Source organism: Streptomyces sp. NPDC002793 (genome assembly GCF_040295485.1).
Taxonomy (GTDB): Bacteria; Actinomycetota; Actinomycetes; order Streptomycetales; family Streptomycetaceae; genus Streptomyces.
Map to the genome: position 1 here is coordinate 1 of NZ_JBEOVL010000058.1, position 24,617 is coordinate 24,617.

The following is a 24,617-nucleotide window of genomic DNA, read 5'->3' on the forward strand; positions in this document are numbered from 1 at the left end:
CGGGTCGGCCGGGCCTCGGCTGCTCGTACAGCAGCCCAGGGCCACCGGCCCTGAACACGACGAACCCCCGGGCGGGCATGCCCGGGGGTTCGTCTTCGCAGCTCACCCTCCATCGAAGGGGAACTACGCATGCACAGGATGACATCCACTCAGGCCCGGCACACACGCCGGGCCGTACTCCAGGCCGCGGTCGATGCCGGTGCCCGCTGCACCGGCATGGACCTCGACCTCTGGTTCCGCGCCGATGACGAGCCTGACACCGACTGGCACGCCCGCTGCCTCGAGGCGATCCGCCTCTGCACCGGCTGCCCGATGCGGGCCGCGTGCGAGGAGCTCGCCCTGCGCAACGGCGACGGCGAAGCGGACGCCGACGACCTGGTGCGCGCCGGCCTGACCGGTCCCGAGCTCGCGGCCGTGCGTACCGCCCAGGCCGAGCGCCTGGCCCTCGCGGTCGACGCGGACCGGGACACCGAGGGTCGCCAGCTCGACACGCTGATGGCCCAGCTCCACGCCGAGGCCAGCTTGAACCCAGACTCCAGCCGCAACGGCGGCCGACGCGCGATCGCGCTGCGGACTTCTACACAGAACCACCGGCTCCGCACCCTCGCCACACAGATCCGCCAGATCCGCACCGTCCGCCGCACCCGCAACGGCTGGGGGGTGGCGGGATGAGCACCACCACCCTCACCCCCCGAGCCGGGACGATCGAGGACATCCGGCGCGAGGATGACTGCAAGGGCTACGAGCGCGACGAGACCGACCAGTTCCATCAGCTCGTCGGCCGCCTGGTCGCCGCCGGCGACACCCGCGCCAAGTCCGCCGGCCGCCGCCAGGCGCGCCGCACCCTCGCGGAGATGGCGCCGGGCTACGACCGCCAGCCGGTTCTGCGTATGAACCGGCCGCTCACCTTCCGGTCGGCGAACGACGCGTGCGGGCTCTGCAACCGGTGGAACTGCGGCGGGTTCGACTGCCCGCCCGGCGCCACCGCTTCGGCCTCGGTCGAGAGCAACCAGTTGCAGTGCGACCGCTGCCAGGGCTGGTTCGGCTACACCGGCTGGACCTGCCCCGCCTGTCTCGCAGTGGGCGCTCAGATGGCACTGCCCATGAGGCCAACCCCGCATGAGCGTGACGGCCGTACGGAGCCCTCTCCGGCACCGGCTCGCCCACACTCCGCCCTACCTGAAGGGCACCAGCCCTGACTCGGCACATAGTGACCGCCCGCGCCGCTCAGCACCTCGCGGCGTGGGCGGTCACCGTATGCGGCCTGGGCACCCGGTCGCCGACACGTACCCCGTACCGCTGAGAGGCGCCACGTCCGATGGCCGATGACCTGCACACCCGCTACATGGCCGCCGCCAACACCTGGGACGCGCACCGTGCGGGCTGCACCACCTGCCAGCACACCACCCCCTGCAAGACGGGCGCCCCGCTCTTCGAGCGGTTCGCCCGCCTTCAGGACGCCTATCTGAACCGCCATCGCTCTACCTGACTGCGGGACAGGGCCGGCGGTAACTTCCGTCCGTCCTGCAGTACTGCCACCGCCCGGCCGCCCGCACAACGGGCGGCCGGTTTCCGTACGCCTCCAGCCCGGGAGAGCCCCGGGCCCGCATACCCGCAGGAGAGCCCCATGGAAAGCAGCCACCAGCTCGACACCGCGACGACCCCCACCGGTGCTTCCCGGATGCCGGACTCGCTGTGCACGCACACCCCGAAGTGCCCGACGGCCGCCAGCTCGGACCGCGAGGCCGCGCAGGTCGTGGCCGCTCACCCGGAGCAGGGCTGGAGCCTGCTGTGCAACGGCCTCCTGCTGTTTGAGGACACCGGGGAGCTGCTGCCCGACGGGCAGATCATCGCCCCGCACCGGCCCCTCGCCACGGTCGCGGCCTGACGGCTGCCTGATCCGCCCGCACCGACCGCCAACTACCTGGCGGCTGGGTCGGGCGGTGACGGGGAGCCGGACAGACCGGACCGCCGGCCCCACGCCGGTACACGCGATACGAGGAGACCCCATGGCACAGCAGCCGCAGCCGCAGACGCAGCCCGCCGTACGACCGCAGACCCGCTACCTCAAGGGCGACCTGGTCCTGTTCCGCGACATCGAAAGGTTCTGGCTCGGTCTGCCCGGCCACACGTTCGTCGGCCGGGTGGAGCGGTCCTGGACGAATGTCCACAACGGCAAGCTCCTGTACGACCTGATGGAGCTCAACGCGAGCGGCAACCGCGCCCGCGGTGGGATCGACCCCGACTACATGCGGCCGCTCCCGGCGACGGACGCGATGCGCGACATCGACACCGCGCCGCTGAGCGAGACGGACACCGGGGCGATGACTCCGGCCGCCGTCGCCTGGCTGCGCCAGCACCTCGCGCAGCACAGCGGCGCGTTGCCCGTCCGGCGCTGACCGGCCCAGCACAACGGCCTTCCGGGTCCCCGGCATTAGAGCTGCCGGGGTCCCGGAGTGCCTGGTTACGACCTTACCCACCGCCGTAGATCCACGGTGACCTCTTGCACGAGGCGCCCGGAAGAGAGAGGACACCCCCGTGGCCACCAAGTCCGCCACCCGCCGCAGGCGCGAGCCCGCAGTGAGTACGAAGCCCCGCGCCGGGCGCGCCAAGGCCCCAGCGACGTCGGCCTCCGTTCCTGCCCAGGCCGTCGCCCCCGAGGCCACCGTTCCGCTGGTGTACCCGGAGGCCGACCCGGTCGTGGCCGACGCCGCCGACCGCGCCGCAGACCTCCGGGACCTGGCTGCCGACGACGTTGCGCGGATCCTCGCCGACGGCCAGGTGCTCGCCACCGAGCTGCTGGACGGCGCCCGCTCCGAGGCGGCCTCGATCAACGAGGCCGCCAACGCGGAGCAGTCCCGCCTCCTGGCCGCCGCGGCGACGGACGCCGACCGGGTCCGCACGGAGGCCGCCACCACCGCGGCCGCCGACGCCGACCAGGTCTGCGACGCCGCCGAAGCGACGGCGCAGCAGCTGCTCGCCGACGCGCGCGCGGAGGCCGACACCGTCACGGTGACGGCGGCCGGTGAGGCCGAGAAGGTCCTTGCCGACGCCAACGCGGTTGCCGAGCAGCTGCTCGCCGACGCCCGCCGCCAGGCGCAGGAGGTCGCCACCACGGCGGCCGCGCAGGCGGAGCAGGTCCGCACCGAGGCCGCGCAGAGTGCCGCGAAGGCCCTCGCCGACGTGGAGCAGGCGCGCACCGAGCTGCTCGCGGCTGCGGAGCGCACTGTGGTGGACACCCGTACCCGGGCCATCGCCGACGCCGACCGGCTCCTTCAGCAGGCTCGGGGTGAGGCTGAGCGGCTGCGCGAGAGCGCGGACGCCCAGGCCGCGCAGGTGAAGGCCGGGGCGGAGAAGGCGGCAGCCGAGCTGCGTGAGGACGCCACCCGCGAGCGGGAGGCCTCTCGTGCGGATGCGGCGCGTGCGCGCACGCTCGCCAAGGAGGACATCGGCCGGCTGCGGGCGACGGCGGCCGAGGACGCGGACCGACTGACCCGCACCGCCCGTGAGGAGGCCGACCGCCTCTTGGCCGCGGCCCGCACCAAGCGGGACGCGGACCTCGAGGCAGCCGAGCGGGCGCTGGCGCAGGCCCGGCTGCGGGAAACGGACGCGGACGTCACGCTGAAGGCCGCCGACGACATGGTGGCCGAAGCCGCCGCCCGGATGAAGCGCGCCACCGACCGCACCGAGCAGCGAATCGAGCGCAAGCGCCTCAAGCGCCAGGCCCGCGATGAGCGAAGGGAGGCGAAGGAGACCCGGCAGGGGAAGGCCCGGGAGTTGCGGGCCGCGGACCGCGCTGGCAAGCCGACCGTGGCCGACCGGGTCAAGAAGTTCGTGAAGGTCAACGCGGAGAGGTTGATGGTGATCGGTCCGATCACCGCACCGATGGCCGTCGCGTGGACGGGCCAGGCCGGCTTCGCCGAGGACATCCTCGGTTGGGTCGTCCCGTTCACGATCCTGTTCGCCGCTGCCTGGGAACTGTCCACGGCGTTCGTGGGCTGGATGTACCACCAGGCCCGCCAGGGCGGCGACGCCGGAACCCTCTACCGCGTCAGCACATGGATCTTCGCCCTCGGGGCGGCGGTCATGAACTTCTGGCACGCGTCGGGGATGCCGAAGGAGGGAAGCCGGGTCTGGGACGCGAAGGAGGAGATCTGGACGGAGCAGATCACCTACTGGCACTTCACCCCGAAGGCCGTCGCGTTCGCCGCCATGTCGATCGTCGGCATGGTGCTGTGGGAGCTCTACGCCTCGCTGATCCACCGGCGCAAGCTCCGTGAGGACGGCAGGGTCGCCAAGGCCCGTCCGTCGATCGGGGCGGTCCGCTGGCTGCGCTACCCGGTCCACTCCTTCACCGCGTGGTCCCTGGCGATTACGGACCCGCACCTGACCACGCTGGACCGGGCCTGGACCGCAGCGGGCGCGGAGCTCGCGGACCGCAAGGCGGTCCGGACCGGTCTGGCCCGGCACCGGGTCGTCGTTCCCCGCCTCGCGGCCGACGACCACGGACCGGCAGCCATTCCCACGGTCCTCACCCTGACTCGTATGGACCGGTCCGGACCGCTGGACAGCCTGGTTCCGGTCCGCCCGGTCCAGCACGGCGGGTATCCGGTCCGGTCCGGTCCGGGCGAGCGGAACGCGGTCCAGGGCCCGGTCCGGACCGCTGGGGCCACGGACCGGACCGGCGGACCGGTACTCGCTCTGGAGTCCGGTCCGGACCGGCTGCAGGGCGCTGACCTGCCGACTGGGCGCGGTCCGGCCCGTGGACCTCGGGCCGTGCCCGCCGCCCAGGGCCCGGCGGCCAGCCGGGGAGTGACGGTCCGGACCGCCGACGCCGTGCCCGGACCGCAGGAGTCGGACCGCACCGGACCGGCCGACCAGGAGGACCCGGAAGGCGATTCCGGTCCGGACCGTGGCGAGGACGGCGGTCCGGACCTCACGGTCATCACGCTCACGGACCAGGAGCGGACCGCGCTGGACAGGCTCCGGACCGCGAACGAGCCGCTGAACCGGACCAACATCGCCAAGGCGGTTCGGACCGAGGGCGGCACCATCGCCACGGACCGCGCCGGGCAGATCGCGGTCGCCCTCAAGCAGCACACGGTCCGCTGACCGGACCGGACCGGACCGCCCGTACAACTGTCCTGCCGCACATGGTCGTCCCCGGTCCGCGCTCGCACCCCTGAGCGCGGACCGGGGGCGGCCACGGCCGGCAGGCCGCTCGCCCGCACCGCGCCCCGAGCGCGGACACAGCGGGCCAGGCACAACCCGCCCCGCGCCAGACCGCATCCGTCTCCCCTGCACCTAACTCGGGCGCCGCCCCGAGGGGCTGGAGATCCGCGACGTGGTTCAGGCGCACGAAGGCCCCCTGCTGAAGCGTGATCAGCGGGGGACCTCGGTCTTCTGCTCACGCAAGAAAGGAGCACAGCATGGCACCCACGACGACCGGGCCAGCCCCGAAGTCCGGGAGCTTCACCCGTACGACGACCCCGCCGGCGCCCGCGCTGGCACCCCCCACGGTGATCCCGCCGGCCCTGGAGATCTGGGCGCCCGACCCCCCAACCTGGAGCCAGCGAATGATCCCCAAGGGGATCCGGTCCGCGATGGCTGACCTGGGGCTTTGGCAGGAGCCGCGCCCCTTGAAGCCCTCGTTCCACCTGGCCCAGGTGATCGAAGTCCTCACCCGCTACGGCTGGTGCCAGAGCTTCGATTTCTCCCCCACCGGACGTATGTGCATCAGGGGTGCCCAGACCTTTCTGGAATCCACCGGGCACGTCACCAAGATCGACCGGGGCAAGGCCGTGAATTACCTCCAGTCCCAACTGGCCCGCCAGGGCGTGAACATGCGGTTCTGGGAGTGGAACGACCTTTCCAACAACACCTTTTGGGGTGTGGAGGCCACCATTTCGGCGGCCTCTGACATGGCGCGTAAGAACGGAGACTGAAATGACACCGGACGAAGAGAGGGTATTCGAAGGAATTCAGGCCGGAATGACCTTCGGGAACAGCGCTCCGGACGCTTCCCCGTACGCCGATGAAGGGCCGTACGGAACCCCGGTCGTGCACAAGAAGGCCGGTCTTACCCGCCGTGGAAAGGTTGCTATCGCGGTGGCCGGAGTGGCGATCGTCGGCGGCGGAACCATCTGGTTCCAGGTCCATTCGGCGGCCGTCGCGAAGGACGAGAAGGAGGCCGCCGCCCTTCAGATCCAGATGAAGAAGCTGGAACTGGAGGAAATCAGGATCCGGAACGAGCAGGCACGCACCGACAAGAAGGCCGCCACCGTCTCTGCGGAGAAGGTCCAGGCGGCCGTCGACAAGTGCGTGAAGGACTCTTCCGGCCTGATCGGCAAGGGGTTCGGATCGCCTTCCAGGGGCGAGGTCGTGGCGGACTGCAAGCAGCAGTACGAGACCGCCGACGGGTCCGGCATGCAGGCCGCGGGCAACGTCCAGGACGCCAGCAACACGGGCGGCGGCGGGATCAACTCCCCCGCCCTGCTGGGGCTCGTCGCCGGTGGCGGCCTGGCCGTCGTGCTGTTCGCACGCAAGGGCAAGAAGGCTGACGCATAGTCACGCACGGTGATTAATTACTCCCTCCCTACTCGCGGAGAGCGCCGCAATCGGACTCCCATGGTCAGCCTGATCGGCTGCTCTCCGCTGAGTGAGGGAAGGAGTAAGGAACCATCGCGATCACGGAAAGTGAGGGAATCATGGCGACCGATACGGCGCCCCCGGTCCCCGCGGGGCCCCCCGATCCGCCCGCTGTGCCGGCCGCCAGCACCGCGCCGGCGCCCACCGGAGACACCGGCATCATGGCCGCCCTGATGGCTGCGGTGGAGCCTGCCCGGCCGGTCACCGCGACCGCCGGGGCCAGGCCGGAGGGTGACGACCCGGCCGCGAAGGCGGACCCCGACGGAGTGGTGGACCGCTCCACCCCGGGCGTCACCAGCGAGCAGTTCAAGGCCCCGGAGGATTTGACCGGGGCCGGATCCGACGCCGCCGGTGCCAAGCACAAGGAAGGGGTGTTAAAAACGCTGATCCGGGCGGGCGCGACCCGCTGGGGAAAAGGCGGCGGGACCGCGAACAAGCGGCTGGACCTGGAGAAAGCCAGGGCCGGTGCGCACCAGGTGAAAGAGGCCAGGACCACCACGGTCATGAAGTCGCCTGGACTTCCCACCCGAAACGGCTCCGGAGGGTCCGGTGGAGGGGGCCGTAATTCCGGCGGAAACAGCGGCGGAAATTCGGGCCGGAATTCCACCGGGAACGGCTCCACCGGTACCGGACGCGGCGGAAGCGGCGGCACTACCGGAGGCGGCGGGCGCGGCTCGTCCGGCTCGAATGGGAGTGGCGGATCCGGCAGCGGGCGCGGCACCAGCTCCAACGGTGGCGGAGGTTCGCCGAAGGACACTAGCCTCAAGGGGCCGAAAGGCTCCGCAGGCAAGGGAAAGGACGGCTCCTCGGGGAGTGCGGGGTCCGGTGGAAATACTGGCAAAAACGGAAAGGCCGGTGCCTCCGGAAACGGCGGCGGATCGACATCGGGCGGTTCTTCCGGTGGTAATTCCGGCACCTCGAAGGACAAGACCGACAAGGACAAGGACAAGGGCTCGAAGGCCGACCTGACGAAGGGCGGCGGCGGCCAGGGCTCGGGCGGCTCCTCCGGGAGCAGCGGTGGGTCCGGGAAGAACGGCGGCTTCTCCGGGGGCAGCGGGTCCGGGAAGAGCGGCTCCTCCGGGAGCGGCGGCGGATCCGGTGCGAGCGGCTCCTCCGGCAAGAGCGGCGGGTCCGGCAAGAACGGCGGCTCCGGGAACAGCTCGAACGGGACCGACAACCGGACCCCGCTCCAGCGTTCGCGGGAGGCCGGTCACGGCGACGGCTCCGCGGTCCGCAACGCGGTCGATCACGTGAAGGCGTACGCGCAGGGCACCAAGGACGGCTACCGGGAGAAGAAGGAGGAGAACGGCAAGGAGCACGCCCGGCTGGACAAGGCGCACGCCGACCACAAGGCGAAGCAGCAGGACCCGAAGAAGGACGACCCGAAGCAGCAGGGAACGGCGGTCACCGGGCCCAGCGGCCAGACGATCGTCATCGCCCCGCCGGAGAGAGGAGACGACGGAGTGAGCACGGACGTGAAGCCCCTCCTGGTCAAGGAGATCGACGCGAACACGCTGACCCTGGGCACGGACGGTGCCCGGGGGTCGGTCAGCCGCAAGGAGCTCCGCAACTTCAAGCAGTACGAACGCAAGCTGGAGGCCAAGGAGAACCACCTGGTCAAGGTGGCCGACGCGTGCAAGTCGCTCGAGGCCGCGGCGGAGGACGAGGCGAAGGACTGCCAGGAGCTGGCCGACCAGGCCAAGGCCGTCGAAGGCGGCGAGAAGCTGGCCGCGAAGCTCACGCGGCTGGCTGATGCGGCGAAGGCCCAGGCGACGGAGGCCTCCGAACTCCAGAAGCGCGCGCAGCGGGCGGCGGAGATGTGCAAGGTCGTCATGACCAACATCGGGGCCCGGTACGCGCCGCTGTACAAGGCCGTGGTCGACAGTGACGAGACGAAGCCGGCCGAGCTGCGCTTCTACAACGACAAGGGCTCCTACGCGCCTGCCGCGTAGCACCAGGAGGGACAGAAGATCATGGCGGAGCTGACGTACAAGGCCCTCGTCCGGAAGGTCCAGGACAAGGAGAAGGCCCTGGCCCGCAACGCGGAGGGCGTCAAGAAGGCCGCGGAGAACATCAAGGAGCTGGCCGACGACACCGCTTCCGACGCGGACGCGCTGGGAGCCAAGAGCGTGGACCGTGACTCCCTGGCGGAGTGCCAGGAGCTGTCGAAAATCATCCGCGGCGTGTCGGAGGGCGCGATCACGTACGCGTCGAAGACGGCCGACACCGCGAAGGCAGCGAAGGCGGCAGGTGACCAGGCCCGCACCACGCACGCCGGGTTCCAGGAGGCTTTCGACCGCTCCGACGTGACGGACCTGGAGAAGGTCTCGCGCGACTGGTTCGAGCAGGAATAGCACCACCCAGCACCACCCAGCACCACCCACCATCGGCGCGGCCGGCCCCGGGGATCGCATCCCTGCGGGCCGGCCGCGCCTTTGCGGATCCCCCAACCCAGACAGGAGTAGCCCCCCGATGTCCACCATCACCAAGGCCGTGCCGAACGCGGAGCCGGCGGAGCGCGCCGCCGCGGCGCTCCAGATCGTCCTCCCCGTTGGGGTGGGCATTCTGGCCCCTTACCTGGACCCGAACGCGGCGGCCTACGCCGGGGCCGGCTTCATCGCCGGTGCGACGTTCGCCGGTGCCAACTACATGAACCGCCTTGGTCGCTGGGCGAACCAGCTCCCCGGGATCGACATCGCGCGGGCGCACCGCGACACCATGGGGATCTCCACGATCACCACCGGGATGGGCCTGGCGCTGGGCCAGCTGGGCGGAGCCGAGGCATCTGAAGCGCTGATGGCCGGCGTCTTCGAGCCGACCACCGTTCCGGGGATCCTGTCGTTGGGCTGGTGGGCCGCGGTCGTCTTCACCGGCTGGCGTCTGCGCCGCGTCTTCGGCAGGCAGAAGCTCGAGGTGGAGCAGGCGCAGCCGACCGCGCAGGCCGCCCCCGCCAACACCGGCACCCCGGGCCCGGTGTCTCTGGCCGACAAGATGATCGCGGCCTGGGGGCGTGTGATCAGCGACCCGAAGAACGGTCGCCACCGCAACCAGGTCCTTTCCGACGTCGTGATCTACGCGGACCGGTGGGAGGGACGGGTCACCGCCGCCCTGGGAGACTCGGTGAACGTGTCGAAGGAGGCCGTCTCCAGTCTCTTCGGCCGCTCGGTCGACGACATCACCCTGAAGTACGGGGCGCACTCCGGGGAGGCGTTCATCACCGTCTGGTACACCCAGCGCCCGGAGCTGGACCCCTCCACCCTCCAGGGCGCCTGGAAGCGCGTCCAGGCGCGGGTCCTCCCGAAGACCCACCTGGAGGAGGTCGGCGAGGACGTGAACACCGGCGGCCAGGTGGCGCGCGTCGTGGCCGACGACGACCTCGATGCACTCCCCCGCGTCGTCAACCTCGGGGAGCTGGCCGGAGCGCTGCGCCGCTCCATCGACCTCGTCTCCTACGAGCCGGGACGCCGCGACCCGCGGCGCGCGATCATCCGCATCATGGATCACAACCCGCTGGAGGCCGGCCACGACTTCCCGGGTCTGGACTCCCTGAAGGCCACCCCGGGCGGCTGGGTCAACATCGGGAAGATCGTGAGCGGGTTCCCCGCGAAACTTCAGCTGTTCGACCCGAAGCTGGGCGCCCTGCACGTCGTGATCGCGGGTACCACCGGTTCCGGCAAGGGCGGCACGGGCCAGATGATCAGCCTGGCCTACCACGCCAACAGGATGGCCCAGATCTACGGCGACCCCAAGGGCGCCTCCAACCCCGCGATTCCGAAGATGGCCGCCTACAGCGGCCTGACGAAGTACGGCGCCCTGGGCGCCATGCGGCTGTCCTGGTGGGTGCTCCAGCACCGGATCGACGAGGCCGCCCGCCTGGACCTGAAGAACTTCGAGCCGTCCGCGATGCGGCCGTACTGCGCCACGATCCTGGACGAGGCCGCCCAGATGCTGGCCCCGGGTGCGGAGAGCCGCAAGGAGGCCATCAAGATCGTCAAGGATGGTGCCTCCCTGACCCGCTCCATGGGCATGCCCTGGGTCCTGATCAACCAGACCGTCAACCTGGACCAGTTGGGCGGCGAGCAGGCCATCCGCGCCAACCTCATCGCGGGCGGGACCTGGATCATCCTGCGCACCGACAGCGACCAGGTGAACCTCGGTGACCTTCCCCCCGGCTTCGAGGGTCTGGACCCCTCGCTGATCCCGCCGGTGTGGGTGGAGGAGGACGACGCGCTGGTGTACGACCCGACCATGGCGGAGTCGGACCCGCGCCGCACCTTCGGCCTGGGCTACGTCGCGGCGCCGGGTGGGCGCGCGGGCATGATGCGCATCGGCACCCTGGAAGATGCCACCGAGCACATCCGGCCGGAGAACGTCATGGCTCCGGTCGACGTGCCCTGGTGGGGTGACCAGGCGCGCATGGAGGAGCTGGCCATGACGCCCATCCCCGGCTTCGAGGAGAAGGACGGCGAAGGCGGCACCGGCGAGGCCGGCATGTCGTTCCCCGGTGTCGACCTCCCGAAGGCCAAGGAGCTCACCTCGGAGGAGAAGGTCGTGGCCGCCCTCCGCGACGAGTCCGACCCCATGTACGTCGACATGCTCGACCAAGGCGACGAGATCGGCCCCGAGGACGTCGACTACGTGGAGCGGGGCCAGCTGCAGGCCGCCTGCGGGGTCGCGGAATCGACCTTCGCGAACGTGCTGAACAAGCTGGAGAAGGCCGGGAAGATCCACCGGATCAAGGAAGGAAAGACCTCGAAGGTGGCCCTGGGCCCCCGGCCGGAAAACACCAGCGAAGAGGGCGCCGGGCCGTCGTCTCCCTGAGCCTGGTGTCGCCGTCGAAGTCGGAAGCTGCAACAGACGGTGCAGGACACCGCATCACCGGCACGAGCTCACCCTGCTGTTCGCCGATGCCGGGCATAGCACCGTCACCGCGCACACGGCAGGCCACTGAGCCTTCGCCAACTTGAAGTAGCAGGTCAAAGGGCTGGTGTGACCGGTCTCCGGGGTACTCGTGCTGGTAGTGGGCGGGAGTCTGGGGCAAAGATCATCTGACGGAGTCCCATCGGGGCTCTGACCTGTGCGCATGGGTTGCAAGCCACGGCCCGTCTTGCTGGTCGGCGCATGACATCCTGACTCGGTGCTCCTGAACGATCCTGCAATCAGCGTCGACCTTCGCCCAGTGCGCTACCAGTTCGCCGATGTCCGAGGCGACTCGTATGACGACAACTGGCTGATCATTGATGGCACGGTGACAACTCCCGAGGGGAACTGGTCTTTCGCCGATCCGTGTTTGCTCACGGATGAGGCTCGCCAGATAGCCGCGTGGCTGCGCACGGTGGCCGCGGGGACGGTGGCCGTGACCGAACCTGATGCCGAAGGTGAGCTTTCGCCGGACACCTGGTTCATCGAGCCGCTCGTGGCCTTCAGCCTCGCCGATCGGAGCGAGAGCGGGCACGCGGTAATCCGAATTCATCTGTCCTTGGAGGCAGCGCCCCCGTGGCAACAGAGTGACGACCTGGCCGACATCTACCAGTACGTCGTGGAGGTCAGGATGGACGTTGCGGCGCTGCTTCACGCGGCTGACCAGTGGGACCTCGCCCTGGCTTCCTTCCCGCCCCGCTGATCACACTGTTCATGTGCCACAACCCGACGTATGTTCTCGTAGGATCCACCTCAGCCCCGGGCCGACCGCCTGACACTTCCAGTACGACCGATTCCTGCTCGCAGTGGCCCGGCAGTCTTCTACGATCCGGTGCATGCTGGATCCCGAGTTGCTGGAACGGATCACCGCGCGGCGCGCGGAACTGGACGAACTTGAAGAACAGCTGGCCAAACAGCTCGCAGGAGTGCGGGACGAGCGGGACGAACTCGCCGTCGCCGAACGCGTCCTTGAACGGATGACCTTGCAGCTCGCCGCGGAACGCACCTCTGCCAGGCCGGTGCCCGGGCAGGTAGCTGGCCGGACGGTGATGCTGATCCCTCACCGAGAGCCGGGCACGGACGAAAGCATGCTCCCACCGGACTACCAGCGCATCATCACCGCCGTGCGACAGGCCGCAGGACCCATCATGGCTCGCGAGGTCGGTGAGGTAGTGGGGGTGGACATCAGAGTGAAGGCCAAGCTGGAACCGCTCCGCGGCAAGCTGGTCAGACTCGTCGACCGCGGCTGGCTGCGGAAACTGCCCGACGGCCGGTTCACCACCCGCCTGTGACCGGGAGCACCGCCGCTCGGAGCGACTCCGAACGAGCGTAACCGGATTGCCCCAGTGCCCGTTGAAATTGTATGACGAATACCAGAAAGCGCGCCGAGGACACCTGCCCACTTGCCTACCGGTGCCGTCTGCCGCTGTCCACGAGCACCGTCAACCACCTCGCCGATCTGCTACGGCGCCACCTGAAGGCGATTCGGTCCCGATGGCGGATCCTGCCGCCCGGGAAGATCGCGGTGATCGTCCTGGCCGTACTGCGCCACGACCAGCGTCTGGCCGACATGGCCGGCGGCAACGACGTGTCCGAGTCCACCGTCCGCCGCTGGCGCGACGAGCTGATCAGGCTGCTCGCAGCCCAGGCGCCGCGCCTGGACCGCGCGCTGAAGAAGATTGCCAAGCAGGGCGGGGAGGTGGTTCTGTTCGACGGCACCCTCATCCGCACCAGGCGCCGCACCGGCAAGGCCGACCGGCGGAACTACTCCGGCAAGCACCGCAGCCACGGCCTGCACTTCCTCGCCCTGACCGACGACAAGGGCCGACTGATCTGGATATCCGCCGCTCGGCCCGGCCGTACCCACGACAACACCGCGGCCCGCCACGACCACATCCTGGTCCACCTGCGCGCCGCCGGCCTCGGAGCGTTGGCCGACCTCGGCTTCCGCGGCCTGGACAACGACATCCTCGACCCCGTGATCGTCACCGGCTACACCGCCAGCCGCACCCACAAGCTCACCCCGGGCGAGAAGGAAGCCAACCGCGTCCTCGCCGTCGGACGGGCACCGGTCGAGCACGGCTTCGCCCACCTCAAGAACTGGCGGATCCTCACCAAGCTCCGCACCGATCCCACCCGCGCCACCCGACTTCTGCGCGCTCTGCTCGTCCTGACGGACCTTGAAGTTAACCGCTGACGGATGATCTTCTTCGCGGACTCCCGCCCATGACCAGCACGAGTACCCCGGGGACTGGTCACACCAGCCCTTTGACCTGCTACTTCAAGTTGGCGAAGGCTCACTGACGTCACGTGCCGGCCCCGTCGGATACGGCAGTGCGCCGCATGGAAGATCCGTGCGGCGCACTGGTAGGCGAGGGCCCTGCTTACTGCTGAGCGGTTGGGGGGCGGCCGCCGACGTTCGCGCGGTCCCAGCCCTTTTCCCACTGTTCGACAGCTGCCCGCTCCCACACCCGGCCTGCCTTCGTCTGGGCGACAGGGGTAGGGAAGTCCGGTCGGCCGGCGAGTTTGTTGGCTCGCTGGCGGCTGACGCCCAGCATCTCTCCGATCTCCGTGACGCCGACGTGTGCGGCGGCCGGTGGTGTGTTCGTCATGCCTTGAGGATCAAGCCCCCACCGCTACCTGTCAACCTCTTTCGCTTCGAAACGTATTGACAGAGGAAACCTGTTTACAACATGGTGGGTGTGCACCGGGAACGCCCACTCACCCGGAGAAGGCAGCCAGGCATGCCCACGGCACCAACTCCGCCCATCACACGCGACCACCACGAAAGCAGGACTCACCACCATGGCAATCTTCCGCTTCGGCAACGGCAACCAGGTCGACTCCAGCGCGAGCATGCAGGACTTCCAGCGTGCCGCGGACGGCTCCGTCACCATCACCGGCGGCGTGTACGGAGGCGACAACCACGGCATCGCCGGGGGCACCCACCGCAGCGACGACACCGCCGCGAAGGCGCAGCGGCTCAAGGAGGCCGAGGAACTGGCCTCGGCCCGCGCCGCCGCCGTATGGGCGGCACTGGACAGCCAGTAGAAAGCCGGGGCAACCGACTCACGACCACGCGACCGGCCGCCCTCCACCCCGACAAGGACAGGCCGGACACCGGCCGCACTCACGCAGGAGGACCCATGCCCACTTCCGAGGAGATCCAGGAGCAGCTGCGCAAGGCACTCGAGGAGCAGCAGCGGGCGTCGCAGCGCCTGGCCGAGGAGATTGCTGCCGCGGCCCGCAGGGACGGCGGCGCCTGACAGCCCGATACGCCGACTGGCCGACCTGTCCGCGCCCCGTCGGCACCCGCTGACGGGGCGCGGTGCTTGTTGCCGAATCACTGGAGGAGACCGCTCGTGCTCATCCCCTGCCCTCTCGCTCCTGCCCCGACTGTCGGGGCGCGGGCGGCTGGTGGGTCGGCGGGCCGTACCCGGAGACGGAGGCGTGTGGCTGCTGGTCCGAGCGGCGCGAGCTCCGCATCCGGCTCCTGCCCATTCCGGCCCGGCCGGACGGACCGCCGTTCTGAACGGCCTACGCCTCGGCCATACAGGCCGGGGCGGAGGCGCACGGGGTCGACCGCAGCATCGGCAAAGAGGCCGGTCGTCCCGCTCCCCGTCACCCGTATCGAGATCAGGAGAACTTAAGCATGACGCATCGCCCCGCCACCTTCGCCGCCCTTCTGGGACTGGCCCGCGCGGCCAGCGCGATCGGAGATTTTTGGATTCAGGATGACTTCTGCGCCCGTGTGAAGGGGGCCTCCGACGATCACCCGGTCACCTACCAGGACCCGGTCACCGAGGAGAAGACGGTCCACGGCACGGTCGACGGCCGTATGGCGTGCCTCCACCATTGCCTGACGTACACGGCCACGCAGGCGATCGTGGCCGGGGCCGGTGCCCGCGCGCTCGGCATCCGGGTCCACCCGGCCGCCGCCGCGGCCGCGCTCGCCCTCTCGTTCGGCACCCACTACGCCGCCGATCGCCGCGTTCCGGGCAAGGGTTTGCTGGAGAAGATCGCCACGAAGACCGGCAAGAGTAACTTCTACGAGCTCGCTGACTTCGGCATGAACGGCGCCTTCCACCTGGACTCCGCCTGGCACCACGGCTGGGAGACCGTCGCCGCGCTCATCGCCACCACCAAGGCCACCACGCGGTGACCGGCCGCTCCCGCACCCGCCTGGAGCGTGTCCGCGGCTCGCTCGGCATCGCCCAGCTCCCCCTCCAGCAGATCGAGGACTCCCCCGTCCCGACGAGAAGGACCGCGTCGAGCTGCGCGCGTCCTGGTCTCCAAAGCCGCCCAGCGCCGAGCGCGCGCCTGGAGGCCCAGGTCTGGCAGGAGGTCGACCGCCTGCAGGGGAGCTACCACGGTGCGCAGCAGGGCACCGCCGACGAGCTCGGCCTCAAGCGCAACCAGATTCTGCGGCAGACCAAGCGCTACCGGCCCGCCGCCCAGGACACCGACAACGACTGAAGGAGAAACCCACATGAACACGACCACCGAGACCACCGGGGCCATTCCCGCCGCACTGCGCGGCTGGTCGGTGAGCTGGCCGCAGTACACGCCGACCGACGTCACACCCCCCGAACTGCTCCCCGCGGCTCTGGCCCGCCACGTGCCCGACTGGGCCGAGGCCGCCCCCACCCCGGCCGACGTCCCGGACTGGGACCGGCGCCAGGCCCACGCGCTCGTCCCCTACCAGCTCGACGGGCGGGGCCGGCCGCTGAACCCCCACGGGCGCACCGGCCGCACCGGCCGGAACCTCGGGCGGTGGGGTGAGAACGCGGCCGCCGACCCGATCGTGGTCGCGGGTACCGGCCAGCAGCGCCGGGTGCTGCTGATCACCCGCGACGACATTCACGTCGAAGCTATTCCCGGCGGAATGGTCGATCCCGGCGAGACCGCTCCGGCGGCCCTTGTCCGTGAGCTGCGTGAGGAGACCGGGGTCGACCTCTTCGACCACGTGCCGGAGATCCTCGGTCGGCAGCTCGTGGACGACTGGCGCAATACGGATTTCGCCTGGGTCGCCTCCACCAGCGCGCTCTACCAGCTGCCCGCCACCGTGACCGCGACCGCCGGCGACGACGCCCTCGACGCGAACTGGTGGCCGTTCGGTTCCCTCGACGCCCTCGACACGGCGGTCACCGCCGCTGGACGCACCCTCTACGACGCGCACCGGCCCTTGCTGCAGCGCGCCCTGGACTACCTTGACCAGGCGGTGGCCACCGCGCCCGCCACGTCGATCGCCGAGCTGGTTGCGCAGCACGCCACGCACCTTGCCCACCTCACGGGGGAGCCGCTCGCCGAGACCGGGTCCGACCTCATCGACCAGCTGCGGGAGGGCGAGGAACGCCTCGACCGGGCCGGTATCAAGGGCTGCGATGCGCTGGGCGTTGCCGCCGGGCTGCTTGACCAGGCGCTCGACGTCGAGCTGGACGGAGGCACCCAGCTGGACCAGGAGGTGCCCGTCGCCCACGCCACGAACCTGCTGCGCGGCCTCGCGGACATGACCGCCGAATACCGCCGCACGGCTGCCTGACCCCAGACCATGAGCAGCGGCCCCGCCTCTCGGCCGGGGCCGCCTGCCGCACTGAAAGGACCCGATGAACCGCCTGACCCTCGCCGCCGGCACGATGTGCACGCTGATCGGCCCCCCGGGCTGCGGCAAGTCCACCTTCGCCGCCCAGTGGCCCGACACCTGGCGTGTCTCCCTGGACCTCTACCGCAAGCTCGCCACCGACACCGAAACCGACCAGTCCGCCACACCGGTCGCCGTCCAGATCCAGGACCTGCTCCTGGACGCCCGCCTCGCCCGAGGACTGACGACGATCGTCGACTCCACCAACCTCCGTCCTCATGTCAGGGCCGGTCTGCTGGCCCGCGCCCGCTACTGGCGCCGGCCGGTCGTAGCCGTTCTGTTCGATGTTGCGCTGGCAACGGTGGAGGCGCAGAACGCGGGCCGCGACCGCACGGTGCCCTCGCACGTCGTGCGCGAGCTCCATCAGCTGCTTCCCACCGCCGACCGGCTGCGAGGCGAGGGCTTCACCACGGTGCACTTGGCCTCCGACCTCACGCTCACAGGCGGAAACCGATGACCGGGAGCGGTACGCGTGAGGATCCCGTCCTGACCACGCCCGACACTCTGCCGCGCGGGTGCTTCTGGTTCCTGGACCCCGACGGCACCCTCTGCCTCGCACCCGGCTGCATGGCCCGCATCCAGGACCCCGACGCCCAGTGCCTGTGCGACACCCTCACCGCCCGCCATACCCGCCTCAAACAGCGGGCGCGGGAGCTGAAGGAACGCCAGAAGTACGCGGACACCTGGTGGCACGCCCTGCGGGCCGCCGTCGACGCCCACCCCGACAAGCGAGCCATCCTCACCGACACCCAGCGCCGCGCCGGCCGCTGACCTCATACCCCCGCTGGCAGTACGTCTGGTTCCCCACCCCGCTCCGGCCGGCTGACACGGGGCTGGAGCGGGGCGGACTGGAGTGCACCACGTCCGTCGGAAGAAGACAGAGCACCACGACTACGCATGTAATTGTGCTGGGGTTTTTCATGTCAGCACGGTTGGTGTGGTCGACGCCTCCAGCCCACCCACGCCGGGAGGCCACGTGTTAACCGCCGTCGAAGCGGTCCTTAGTACTCTCACCGGCATCTTGCAGCACCTCACCCAGCGCGCACATCGCCTCGCTTCCGAAACTGCCACGCACCGCACCGACGCCATGTCCGCGGCGACCGACCTGGCTACCGCGCTCGCAGGACACCGACGCGCCATGTGGGTCCGTGAGAACCTCCGGCTCCAGGGAGAGGACTGGGCCGAAGCGAGGTCCGCCTCCCACCTCACACGATCCGCGATCACAGCCCCATTCGTGCGCGTGAGGATCCCGCTGCCCGCACTCGCCCCGGCCGCCCAGAGCGCCGTAACAGCCGTCTACGCCCTGCGCTCCGCCCCGAGCGAAACCGCACTTCGCGAAGCACGCGAGAACGCGATCCGCACGGCTGACCACTTCATCACGGCAGCAGGCACCGCACTCACCACCTGACCAGCGCCTCAGCAGCCAACTCACCGCACCAAGGCGCCTACTCACCACGAGCAGTTGCCAGACCGTGATCCCACAGGGAGCCCCGTGGTGAGTGAACCGGTGAGTACCAACCCGTTCAGTACAAGAGCGCCCACTGCGCACCGACCACCCACCGAAGGAAAGGCTTTCCCATGCCCATGCCTCACCTTCTGCAGCGCCAGATCACCAAGCGGTTCGCCGGCGCACTCCTGGACACCGGCAGCATCGCGACCAGCCTCGCCATCGGCGTCACTGCCACCCAAGCCGCCTGGGTCTTCACACCCGACCACTGGTTCGGCGAACTCAGGATCATCGCCGCCGGCGCGCTCTGCGTCACCGTCACAGCCGGCACGGAAAGTCTCCTCACCATCACCCTCGGCCCACTGCGCGGTTTTCTGAGGGACTCCCCCACCGCCCCTGCGGCATACCCGTTCAAGCCAGCCCCGCCGGCGGCAGAGACATCAGAAGAAGGCGTGGCCCAACTCACCGCTGCCACCATCGCCGACGCCGCACATCACGCGGCCATCGCCTCCTTCTCCGTGGACCACGGAGCCTTCCTCAACTCAAAGGACCGCTGGCGCGGCTACGCGAACGGCGACGCCACGTTCTACCTCGCTCCCGGCGCGGTTCTGCACTGCCAGTTCACCCAGGACCACGGCCTCCCTGTATTCACGCTGCTCACCAGCGAAGCCGACGCCCCAGTCGGGGTGACCACCATCCGCCAGGTCCTCGATCACCTCGTCAGCCAGAAGAAGGCGAAGACGCTCACGCAGGCAGCCCTGGCCAAGGAGACGACCACGCCCCCTACGGCACAGGGACCCGAGGCCACCGTCACAGAACCCGCGTTCTGATCACCGATCCGATCCGGCGGCCTTGCGTGCCGTCCCAGCCTCAAGCAAGGCCCGGACGGTGCGCAGGACCGGATAGCCCGGGCCCCGACCGACAAGGAGACCAGCCCATGACGGTCCCCCCGCACACCGGCCTTCAGCATTACCACTCCGACGAAACGCACACGCTCCCCGGAAAAGAGGAAGCCATCGAGGCGGTACTCACCGCGTCCGCAGTACTCACCGCCGCGTTTCCCGGAACCCTCAGCCCCGCCAACGTCCCGCTGGCGTGGCCGGGATACCCGCCGGCCGAAGGCCTCCTGCCCTACCAGGCATGCGCGGTCGCCTACCTCGGCACCGCCGACCACGTCCACGGCTGGTGGCTGCACTACACCCAGCGCCACGACCAGCTCGGCGAAGCCCGGCACACACTCACCCTTGTAGCGCCCTGCGCATGCGGCACCTACCTCCATCGGACACTCCCCGACGAGGACACGCTGAACGCCGTGCTGGACGAACTCGACACCGCCCCGGGCGCCCCCGTCACCTGCGACCACCGCCTGCTCATCCGATCCGCCAGCTACGCCGACCAGGACCACGACAGCTTCGAACCGCCCTTCTAAGGCGGCCGGCAGCACCGCGTTGACATTCCTCTGCCGCGACCGCTCCTCGCGAGCCCGCGCACCCTTGGGCCGACCTGCCCGCCCCCTGCAAGGAGCACCGCATGACTTACGAGACCGATCTTTCCGAGGCCAAGCGCACCGGCCGTGCCTGGGGATGCACCTGCGGAGCCGACAACCCGCCCACCTACGACTGCTGCCACGACTGCCAGCGTCCGTCGTGGACCTGTGCCGCCTGCGAAACCGTCAACACCTGTGGTCGCAGCGAGTGCGACGAGTGCGGCGGCACGATGCCCGCGGAGCTCCTCGGCGACCGGGAGGAAGGCTTCGAGATGACCTGGGAGGAATGGATCAACACCCAGATCGGGCCCCGCGTCGTCGGCGGCCACTACGACCACGGCGACGACGCCACCGCCTACGAAGTCCTCGACATCGACCCCGGCCCCCGCCAGGCCTGGCCGATCTGGCAGATCACCGTGCGCAGCGCCAACGGCCAGGTCCACACGCACTGCTCCCGCTGGGACTCCCGACGCGACCGCGCCCGCGGCACCGAACCGATTGCCGCTTCGGCACCTACGCTCCGCTGTCCTCGGGACGGCGGTCACGCTGAGGAGTACCAGGTTCGCAACCCTGACACCGGCGATGTCTTCGATCGCGCTCGGTGCACCCACTGCCGCCACTCGTGGGACCTCGATCCGGGCGCCGACGCCTTGTGCCGCGCCTGCGGAGGGTCAGGAGATCCAGGGGCTCGGCACCGGACCGCGCTCCTTGCACCGCGTTGCGGGTGTGTCGGCACCGCCGGTTCTGAGCGTCCTCAGCCGAAGCCTCAGCAGTAGTGACCCCGGGACAGCCGCCTTGCTTGCAGGCCGACGGCTGTCCCGGGCTACCCCTCCCGCACAAGACGAGAGAGAGATTCCAGTATGGACGCCGCCACGCCCTTAGTGATGGCGCCGGGCGGGCCGTCTCGGGCGGAGGTGCGCCGCCAGCGGAAGCGGGGCGACTACCTGGCTGCGGTTGCCGCATTGTTCGCTGCGCTCGTGCTGGGCGCCATGGTCACCGTGTTCGTCGTGCTGTCCGGTGATCTGGATGAGGCGAACCGGGCGCGGGACGCCCTGGCCCGTCAGTGCAGGGGCTGGGGGAGAAGCCGGTTGCCGGCCCGCCTGGCCCACCCGGACCTTCGGGCGCTACTGGTGCTGCGGGGAAGCCTGCCCCCACGATCACGCCGGCGGATGGCTCTCCGGGGCCGTCGGGTGCACCGGGTGCGGACTCTGTGATCGTCCTCGACATGCCGCCGCCGCCGGCCCGCCCGCACGAGCCCGGAGCCCAACCCATGCCACTGTCCCGGCTGCTGCATCCGTAGGCCCACGTACCCTTCACCCATGGCGAGTACGATTTGCGGCTGGTGCGGCGACCGCACCCACATGGCGTTGCACGGGGACCCGAGGACCATCTCGTGGCAAGGCGGGTACCTCTACACGGCGGCCTTCCGATGCTCAAGCGAGTCGTGTGAGCGCTTGTCTGTTGGGAGTGTTTGGCGTCAGTCCAGTTTCACCAACCCGAAGACGGAGATAGTCAGGGCGTCTGACTTGCAATGGGAGCCCAAGGACATTCGGCGTCCCGACGTCAGGGATGTGCCGGAGCAGATTGCCAAGACCGCCAGCGAAGCTCACGCGTGCTTGTCGATCTCCGCCTATCGCGGTGCAGTAGCCCTCGCCCGAGCTGTTGTTGAGGCCACGGCCAAGGACCACGGCATCATCAGGGGCCCATTGGTGGCCAAGATCGACGAGATGCACAAACAGAACCTGATCCGGGAGATCACGAGGCAACTGGCGCACGAGATCCGCGAGGGTGGCAACGAGATCGCGCATGGGGACCTTGCGGACGAACCCATGCCGCCCGAGGACGCCGAAGGGATCGTTGCGCTGATGGACGAGATCCTGGAGGAGGTCTACCAGGGGCCGGCACGCATGCTGACGCTCCAGAAGAGCCGACTGGAGCGGGAACAGCGGAACGCCGCAAAGAAGGCCGGGGCTTAGGATCGCCCTCACAGCAGAATCGAACGGCTCGAACGGTCCGGAACTACCAGAACTGCTACCGTTCTGCTAGTTCGTCCCAACCTAGTAGTTCGTCAGGATCACCTGTCTGGCCCCGATATGCTCCCTCTCACCGTTGACAAGGCAAGGAGAGCTACCTCATGGGACGAGTCAAGCCTGGGAAGCCGCCCCGCGAGCGACTGATCCGCGAGACGCGTGAACCTGTGCAGCCCTTGCCCGGCTGGCCCGAGAGCCACGTCAGCGCCGAGTTGACTGGCGACGACGAGTTCGAGTGCGTCGTTGTCACGATCCATGGGGTGAAGCACTACGTGCATGCCTCGACCGCGCGAGAGCTGCAGCTGATGCTGGAGGGCTCACTCAAGAGGTACAACGACGTATGCGAGGAACACGGCGCGCCCACGGTGTAGGCCCCGGTGTAGCGCTGCGCCTGGTGCCTCCGCAGTCTTCGCCGGGGGCACCATCGCGTCTCGCTCCAGATAATGTTCCTTGCTCCCAGTGTCCGGCCGCGCGGCGGGACCATCTGGTGATCACCCTCTTATAATCGCCCTCTGTACGAGGCTGCTTGTCTGAAAAGGGATTTCCGCCATGGCCACCACCCTGCCGACCGCTGACGACGTCCAGGAGCTCCACCAGTTCATCCAGGACCGCAACGAGGAGGAGTGGCAGCACGCCAGGGCGGCCGAGGACCTCCCCGACGCGCACTTCGACTCGATCCGGCGCCTCAGCAACTCCAACAAACTGGCCCTCGCCGGAACCACGGCCTACCTCCTCGCCACCCTCAGCCAGGGCCAGACCGAACAGGCCGCCCGAGTCTGGGACTACCTCACCTCCTGCGGAGAGCAGTGGCAGGAACACCCCAACTGGAACAACACCTGGGCCAACCCGGCTCGGTCTGCCTTGAGGCAGCCGTGATCGAGCGTGGCGTGGAGGTGGTCGACGCCGAGCTGGTGGACGACGCCCACCTCCCCGCCGTCATTCAGCCTCACCCTGTAGCCCGCCCGGCGGTCGACCGGCACACGATCCTCTGCCCCGGCCAAGCGGTCCCCACAGAGGCCGACCAGCCGACGTACACCGAAGGCGACCTCAGCGTCTCCGAGCGGACCGCCGAGCGCCTGGAAAAGCATTCCGCGCCAAAGAACACCAGTGCCAACTACCTGTCCCAGCGCAACAAGTTCACCGCCTGGTGCACCGAGCAGGGCCGTGTCGCCCGCCCGTGCACCACCGCCACCTACATCGAGTACGTCGCCCACCTCATCGAGCTCGGCCGGTCCCCGAACGCCATCAACGCCGCCATGTCCGCGGTCCGCACCTGGATGCCCGAGGACAAGAAGCCCGGCACGGCGCAGGCCCGGGGCATGCTGAACGAGTACAAGAAGGAGTGGGCGAAGCGCACTGCGGTCCGCAAGGCCCCTCCGGTCACCGATGAGCTGTTGCGGGCCATGGTCGCCACGTGCGACCTGCGGACGACCGCCGGGCGCCGGGACCGGTGCATGCTGCTCCTCGGCCGCGGCGCCCTCAACAGGCGCATCGAGCTGGCTGACCTGTCGATTGCCGATGTGGCGGTCGACGACGACTTCGTGACCCTGCACATCCGGTCGTCCAAGACCGACCAGGACGCCAAGGGGGAGCGCACCGACATCCCCGCCGACGACGACCCGCTCCTCGACCCCGTGGCGGCTGTGCGGGACTGGCTGACCGCCCTGCACCACCTCGGCGTCCGAGAGGGCGCGTTCTTCCGGGCCCTGACCTCCCGCGGCACCCTGCAGAGCCGGGCCGTCGCGAAGGAGCGCGGGGACTACGTCACCGGGGACGCCATCAACGACTGGGTACGCGGCCGCGCCCACAAGGCCGGTGCGAAGAACTGGCAGCAGATCACCGCCCACGGGCTACGCCGCGGCGGGGCACAGGCCATCGCGGAGGCCGGCGGGGACCCGACGAAGCAGGGCCGGTGGAAGCCGGGGTCGTCCGTGGTGAAGCGGGAGTATCTGGACCGCGCTCAGTCGAGGGCGGAGAATCCGTGGCTCAAGGTGCAGGCGAAACGGCGCAGGGAGCCAGCGTGACCCCCAAGCAGTACAGCGCCCCTTCTGTCAGACAGCTGTCCGCGGTGGTCGACGGGATGGCCGGCTCGGTGTCGGAGGGCCGGCTGCGGCAGCTGCGGATGGTCGTCGACATGTTCGGGCGGATGCCGACGCGCACGCTGATCCCGCGGGAGCCGACGGGTACGGCGGTGGACTTGTTCGACGAACGGGTGGTGCGCACGTTCTGGTCTCTGGCTGTGTCGGGGAACCTGCGGCACTGGCAGAAGAACGTTGGCAAGCCTCTGCCGTTGCAGACCCAGCGAATTGTGCGGGCGTTCCTGGAGGTCTTGGCGCGCCAGGTGTTGCCGGCCGTGTTCTCGTATAGCTGCCGCCATCCGTCATGTAGCGCTGAGTAACTACGCAGGGCTGTGGTCGCGCTGCTGGAGGGCGGCGAAGTCGGCGT

At 69.7% G+C, this 24,617-nt stretch carries 30 protein-coding genes; 29 read left to right on the forward strand and 1 reads right to left on the reverse strand.

Annotated features, from left to right (window positions below; all coding sequences use genetic code 11):
• The first annotated feature begins 138 nt into the window (after positions 1-138).
• The 14 genes from ABT001_RS32590 to ABT001_RS32655 all read left to right on the forward strand — a co-directional run bounded on the left by ABT001_RS32590 (position 139) and on the right by ABT001_RS32655 (position 13,765).
• Positions 139-672, forward strand: a complete 534-nt coding sequence (locus tag ABT001_RS32590; protein ID WP_351284969.1) for a WhiB family transcriptional regulator — start codon at positions 139-141, stop codon at positions 670-672.
• Positions 669-1,199, forward strand: a complete 531-nt coding sequence (locus ABT001_RS32595) for a hypothetical protein (RefSeq protein WP_351284971.1) — start codon at positions 669-671, stop codon at positions 1,197-1,199. Before ABT001_RS32590 ends, ABT001_RS32595 begins: the two co-directional genes overlap by 4 nt.
• Before the next feature lie 119 nt (positions 1,200-1,318).
• Positions 1,319-1,489 carry a hypothetical protein gene (locus ABT001_RS32600; protein ID WP_351284972.1) on the forward strand — a complete coding sequence of 57 codons (171 nt, stop codon included), beginning with the start codon at positions 1,319-1,321 and terminating at the stop codon, positions 1,487-1,489.
• A 204-nt stretch (positions 1,490-1,693) separates the two neighbouring features.
• Positions 1,694-1,888: a DUF5999 family protein gene (locus ABT001_RS32605; RefSeq protein WP_351285046.1), complete on the forward strand. Its 195-nt coding sequence runs from the start codon at positions 1,694-1,696 to the stop codon at positions 1,886-1,888.
• A gap of 121 nt (positions 1,889-2,009) precedes the next feature.
• On the forward strand, positions 2,010-2,399 hold the full coding sequence (locus ABT001_RS32610) for a hypothetical protein (RefSeq protein ID WP_351284974.1): 390 nt from the start codon (positions 2,010-2,012) through the stop codon (positions 2,397-2,399).
• Positions 2,400-2,538: 139 nt separating this feature from the next.
• The gene (locus tag ABT001_RS32615) at positions 2,539-5,112 is read left to right on the forward strand and encodes a hypothetical protein (RefSeq protein ID WP_351284976.1); all 2,574 of its coding nucleotides are present in this window, start codon (positions 2,539-2,541) and stop codon (positions 5,110-5,112) included.
• Positions 5,113-5,429: 317 nt separating this feature from the next.
• Complete coding sequence (locus ABT001_RS32620; RefSeq protein WP_351284978.1) at positions 5,430-5,945, forward strand: DUF6197 family protein; 516 nt, start codon at positions 5,430-5,432, stop codon at positions 5,943-5,945.
• A 46-nt stretch (positions 5,946-5,991) separates the two neighbouring features.
• Entirely contained in the window at positions 5,992-6,567 is a 576-nt protein-coding gene (locus ABT001_RS32625; RefSeq protein ID WP_351284980.1) for a hypothetical protein, read from the forward strand.
• 140 nt (positions 6,568-6,707) lie between these two features.
• On the forward strand, positions 6,708-8,600 hold the full coding sequence (locus tag ABT001_RS32630; protein ID WP_351284982.1) for a hypothetical protein: 1,893 nt from the start codon (positions 6,708-6,710) through the stop codon (positions 8,598-8,600).
• A 21-nt stretch (positions 8,601-8,621) separates the two neighbouring features.
• Entirely contained in the window at positions 8,622-9,002 is a 381-nt protein-coding gene (locus tag ABT001_RS32635; protein WP_351284983.1) for a hypothetical protein, read from the forward strand.
• Positions 9,003-9,120: 118 nt separating this feature from the next.
• Positions 9,121-11,469, forward strand: a complete 2,349-nt coding sequence (locus ABT001_RS32640; RefSeq protein WP_351284985.1) for a hypothetical protein — start codon at positions 9,121-9,123, stop codon at positions 11,467-11,469.
• Positions 11,470-11,785: 316 nt separating this feature from the next.
• The gene (locus ABT001_RS32645) at positions 11,786-12,271 is read left to right on the forward strand and encodes a WapI family immunity protein (protein WP_351284987.1); all 486 of its coding nucleotides are present in this window, start codon (positions 11,786-11,788) and stop codon (positions 12,269-12,271) included.
• Positions 12,272-12,404: 133 nt separating this feature from the next.
• Positions 12,405-12,860, forward strand: coding sequence for a hypothetical protein (locus ABT001_RS32650; RefSeq protein WP_351284988.1), 456 nt, complete (start codon positions 12,405-12,407; stop codon positions 12,858-12,860).
• A 71-nt stretch (positions 12,861-12,931) separates the two neighbouring features.
• Positions 12,932-13,765, forward strand: coding sequence for a transposase family protein (locus ABT001_RS32655; protein ID WP_351284989.1), 834 nt, complete (start codon positions 12,932-12,934; stop codon positions 13,763-13,765).
• 187 nt (positions 13,766-13,952) lie between these two features.
• Here the strand turns inward: ABT001_RS32655 and ABT001_RS32660 are convergent, their stop codons facing one another.
• Positions 13,953-14,180: a helix-turn-helix transcriptional regulator gene (locus tag ABT001_RS32660; RefSeq protein WP_351284991.1), complete on the reverse strand. Its 228-nt coding sequence runs from the start codon at positions 14,178-14,180 to the stop codon at positions 13,953-13,955.
• Positions 14,181-14,373: 193 nt separating this feature from the next.
• Between ABT001_RS32660 and ABT001_RS32665 the strand changes: the two genes are divergently transcribed.
• From ABT001_RS32665 to ABT001_RS32735, 15 genes are all read left to right on the forward strand, one after another.
• Positions 14,374-14,619, forward strand: a complete 246-nt coding sequence (locus ABT001_RS32665; protein ID WP_351284992.1) for a hypothetical protein — start codon at positions 14,374-14,376, stop codon at positions 14,617-14,619.
• A 601-nt stretch (positions 14,620-15,220) separates the two neighbouring features.
• Positions 15,221-15,730, forward strand: coding sequence for a hypothetical protein (locus tag ABT001_RS32670; protein ID WP_351284994.1), 510 nt, complete (start codon positions 15,221-15,223; stop codon positions 15,728-15,730).
• On the forward strand, positions 15,727-16,044 hold the full coding sequence (locus tag ABT001_RS32675; RefSeq protein ID WP_351284996.1) for a hypothetical protein: 318 nt from the start codon (positions 15,727-15,729) through the stop codon (positions 16,042-16,044). Before ABT001_RS32670 ends, ABT001_RS32675 begins: the two co-directional genes overlap by 4 nt.
• A gap of 13 nt (positions 16,045-16,057) precedes the next feature.
• Complete coding sequence (locus ABT001_RS32680) at positions 16,058-17,110, forward strand: NUDIX domain-containing protein (protein ID WP_351284997.1); 1,053 nt, start codon at positions 16,058-16,060, stop codon at positions 17,108-17,110.
• Positions 17,111-17,174: 64 nt separating this feature from the next.
• Positions 17,175-17,666, forward strand: a complete 492-nt coding sequence (locus ABT001_RS32685) for an AAA family ATPase (protein WP_351284999.1) — start codon at positions 17,175-17,177, stop codon at positions 17,664-17,666.
• Positions 17,663-17,980, forward strand: a complete 318-nt coding sequence (locus ABT001_RS32690; RefSeq protein WP_351285001.1) for a hypothetical protein — start codon at positions 17,663-17,665, stop codon at positions 17,978-17,980. The genes ABT001_RS32685 and ABT001_RS32690 overlap by 4 nt, the downstream gene beginning before the upstream one ends.
• A gap of 316 nt (positions 17,981-18,296) precedes the next feature.
• On the forward strand, positions 18,297-18,617 hold the full coding sequence (gene kilB, locus ABT001_RS36170; RefSeq protein ID WP_502967562.1) for a plasmid transfer protein KilB: 321 nt from the start codon (positions 18,297-18,299) through the stop codon (positions 18,615-18,617).
• Positions 18,618-18,787: 170 nt separating this feature from the next.
• Positions 18,788-19,486, forward strand: coding sequence for a hypothetical protein (locus ABT001_RS32700; protein ID WP_351285005.1), 699 nt, complete (start codon positions 18,788-18,790; stop codon positions 19,484-19,486).
• A 107-nt stretch (positions 19,487-19,593) separates the two neighbouring features.
• Positions 19,594-20,085, forward strand: a complete 492-nt coding sequence (locus ABT001_RS32705) for a hypothetical protein (RefSeq protein ID WP_351285007.1) — start codon at positions 19,594-19,596, stop codon at positions 20,083-20,085.
• 101 nt (positions 20,086-20,186) lie between these two features.
• Positions 20,187-20,918 (forward strand): hypothetical protein, encoded by a 732-nt coding sequence (locus tag ABT001_RS32710; protein ID WP_351285009.1) that lies wholly within the window; start codon positions 20,187-20,189, stop codon positions 20,916-20,918.
• A 750-nt stretch (positions 20,919-21,668) separates the two neighbouring features.
• The gene (locus ABT001_RS32715) at positions 21,669-22,118 is read left to right on the forward strand and encodes a DUF4145 domain-containing protein (protein WP_351285011.1); all 450 of its coding nucleotides are present in this window, start codon (positions 21,669-21,671) and stop codon (positions 22,116-22,118) included.
• Positions 22,119-22,276: 158 nt separating this feature from the next.
• Positions 22,277-22,543, forward strand: a complete 267-nt coding sequence (locus ABT001_RS32720; protein WP_351285013.1) for a hypothetical protein — start codon at positions 22,277-22,279, stop codon at positions 22,541-22,543.
• 178 nt (positions 22,544-22,721) lie between these two features.
• Entirely contained in the window at positions 22,722-23,048 is a 327-nt protein-coding gene (locus tag ABT001_RS32725; protein WP_351285015.1) for a hypothetical protein, read from the forward strand.
• Positions 23,045-24,196 carry a site-specific integrase gene (locus ABT001_RS32730; protein ID WP_351285017.1) on the forward strand — a complete coding sequence of 384 codons (1,152 nt, stop codon included), beginning with the start codon at positions 23,045-23,047 and terminating at the stop codon, positions 24,194-24,196. The genes ABT001_RS32725 and ABT001_RS32730 overlap by 4 nt, the downstream gene beginning before the upstream one ends.
• Positions 24,193-24,570 carry a hypothetical protein gene (locus ABT001_RS32735; RefSeq protein ID WP_351285019.1) on the forward strand — a complete coding sequence of 126 codons (378 nt, stop codon included), beginning with the start codon at positions 24,193-24,195 and terminating at the stop codon, positions 24,568-24,570. Before ABT001_RS32730 ends, ABT001_RS32735 begins: the two co-directional genes overlap by 4 nt.
• Positions 24,571-24,617: the final 47 nt, after the last annotated feature.

Coding starts and splice junctions, on each gene's coding strand:
- ABT001_RS32590 (WP_351284969.1), top strand. CDS start 139: ATGACATCCACTCAGGCCCGGCACACACGCCGGGCCGTACTCCAGGCC.
- ABT001_RS32595 (WP_351284971.1), top strand. CDS start 669: ATGAGCACCACCACCCTCACCCCCCGAGCCGGGACGATCGAGGACATC.
- ABT001_RS32600 (WP_351284972.1), top strand. CDS start 1,319: ATGGCCGATGACCTGCACACCCGCTACATGGCCGCCGCCAACACCTGG.
- ABT001_RS32610 (WP_351284974.1), top strand. CDS start 2,010: ATGGCACAGCAGCCGCAGCCGCAGACGCAGCCCGCCGTACGACCGCAG.
- ABT001_RS32620 (WP_351284978.1), top strand. CDS start 5,430: ATGGCACCCACGACGACCGGGCCAGCCCCGAAGTCCGGGAGCTTCACC.
- ABT001_RS32625 (WP_351284980.1), top strand. CDS start 5,992: ATGACCTTCGGGAACAGCGCTCCGGACGCTTCCCCGTACGCCGATGAA.
- ABT001_RS32630 (WP_351284982.1), top strand. CDS start 6,708: ATGGCGACCGATACGGCGCCCCCGGTCCCCGCGGGGCCCCCCGATCCG.
- ABT001_RS32635 (WP_351284983.1), top strand. CDS start 8,622: ATGGCGGAGCTGACGTACAAGGCCCTCGTCCGGAAGGTCCAGGACAAG.
- ABT001_RS32640 (WP_351284985.1), top strand. CDS start 9,121: ATGTCCACCATCACCAAGGCCGTGCCGAACGCGGAGCCGGCGGAGCGC.
- ABT001_RS32650 (WP_351284988.1), top strand. CDS start 12,405: ATGCTGGATCCCGAGTTGCTGGAACGGATCACCGCGCGGCGCGCGGAA.
- ABT001_RS32655 (WP_351284989.1), top strand. CDS start 12,932: ATGACGAATACCAGAAAGCGCGCCGAGGACACCTGCCCACTTGCCTAC.
- ABT001_RS32660 (WP_351284991.1), bottom strand. CDS start 14,180: ATGACGAACACACCACCGGCCGCCGCACACGTCGGCGTCACGGAGATC.
- ABT001_RS32665 (WP_351284992.1), top strand. CDS start 14,374: ATGGCAATCTTCCGCTTCGGCAACGGCAACCAGGTCGACTCCAGCGCG.
- ABT001_RS32670 (WP_351284994.1), top strand. CDS start 15,221: ATGACGCATCGCCCCGCCACCTTCGCCGCCCTTCTGGGACTGGCCCGC.
- ABT001_RS32680 (WP_351284997.1), top strand. CDS start 16,058: ATGAACACGACCACCGAGACCACCGGGGCCATTCCCGCCGCACTGCGC.
- ABT001_RS32685 (WP_351284999.1), top strand. CDS start 17,175: ATGAACCGCCTGACCCTCGCCGCCGGCACGATGTGCACGCTGATCGGC.
- ABT001_RS32690 (WP_351285001.1), top strand. CDS start 17,663: ATGACCGGGAGCGGTACGCGTGAGGATCCCGTCCTGACCACGCCCGAC.
- kilB (WP_502967562.1), top strand. CDS start 18,297: ATGTCCGCGGCGACCGACCTGGCTACCGCGCTCGCAGGACACCGACGC.
- ABT001_RS32700 (WP_351285005.1), top strand. CDS start 18,788: ATGCCCATGCCTCACCTTCTGCAGCGCCAGATCACCAAGCGGTTCGCC.
- ABT001_RS32705 (WP_351285007.1), top strand. CDS start 19,594: ATGACGGTCCCCCCGCACACCGGCCTTCAGCATTACCACTCCGACGAA.
- ABT001_RS32710 (WP_351285009.1), top strand. CDS start 20,187: ATGACTTACGAGACCGATCTTTCCGAGGCCAAGCGCACCGGCCGTGCC.
- ABT001_RS32720 (WP_351285013.1), top strand. CDS start 22,277: ATGGGACGAGTCAAGCCTGGGAAGCCGCCCCGCGAGCGACTGATCCGC.
- ABT001_RS32725 (WP_351285015.1), top strand. CDS start 22,722: ATGGCCACCACCCTGCCGACCGCTGACGACGTCCAGGAGCTCCACCAG.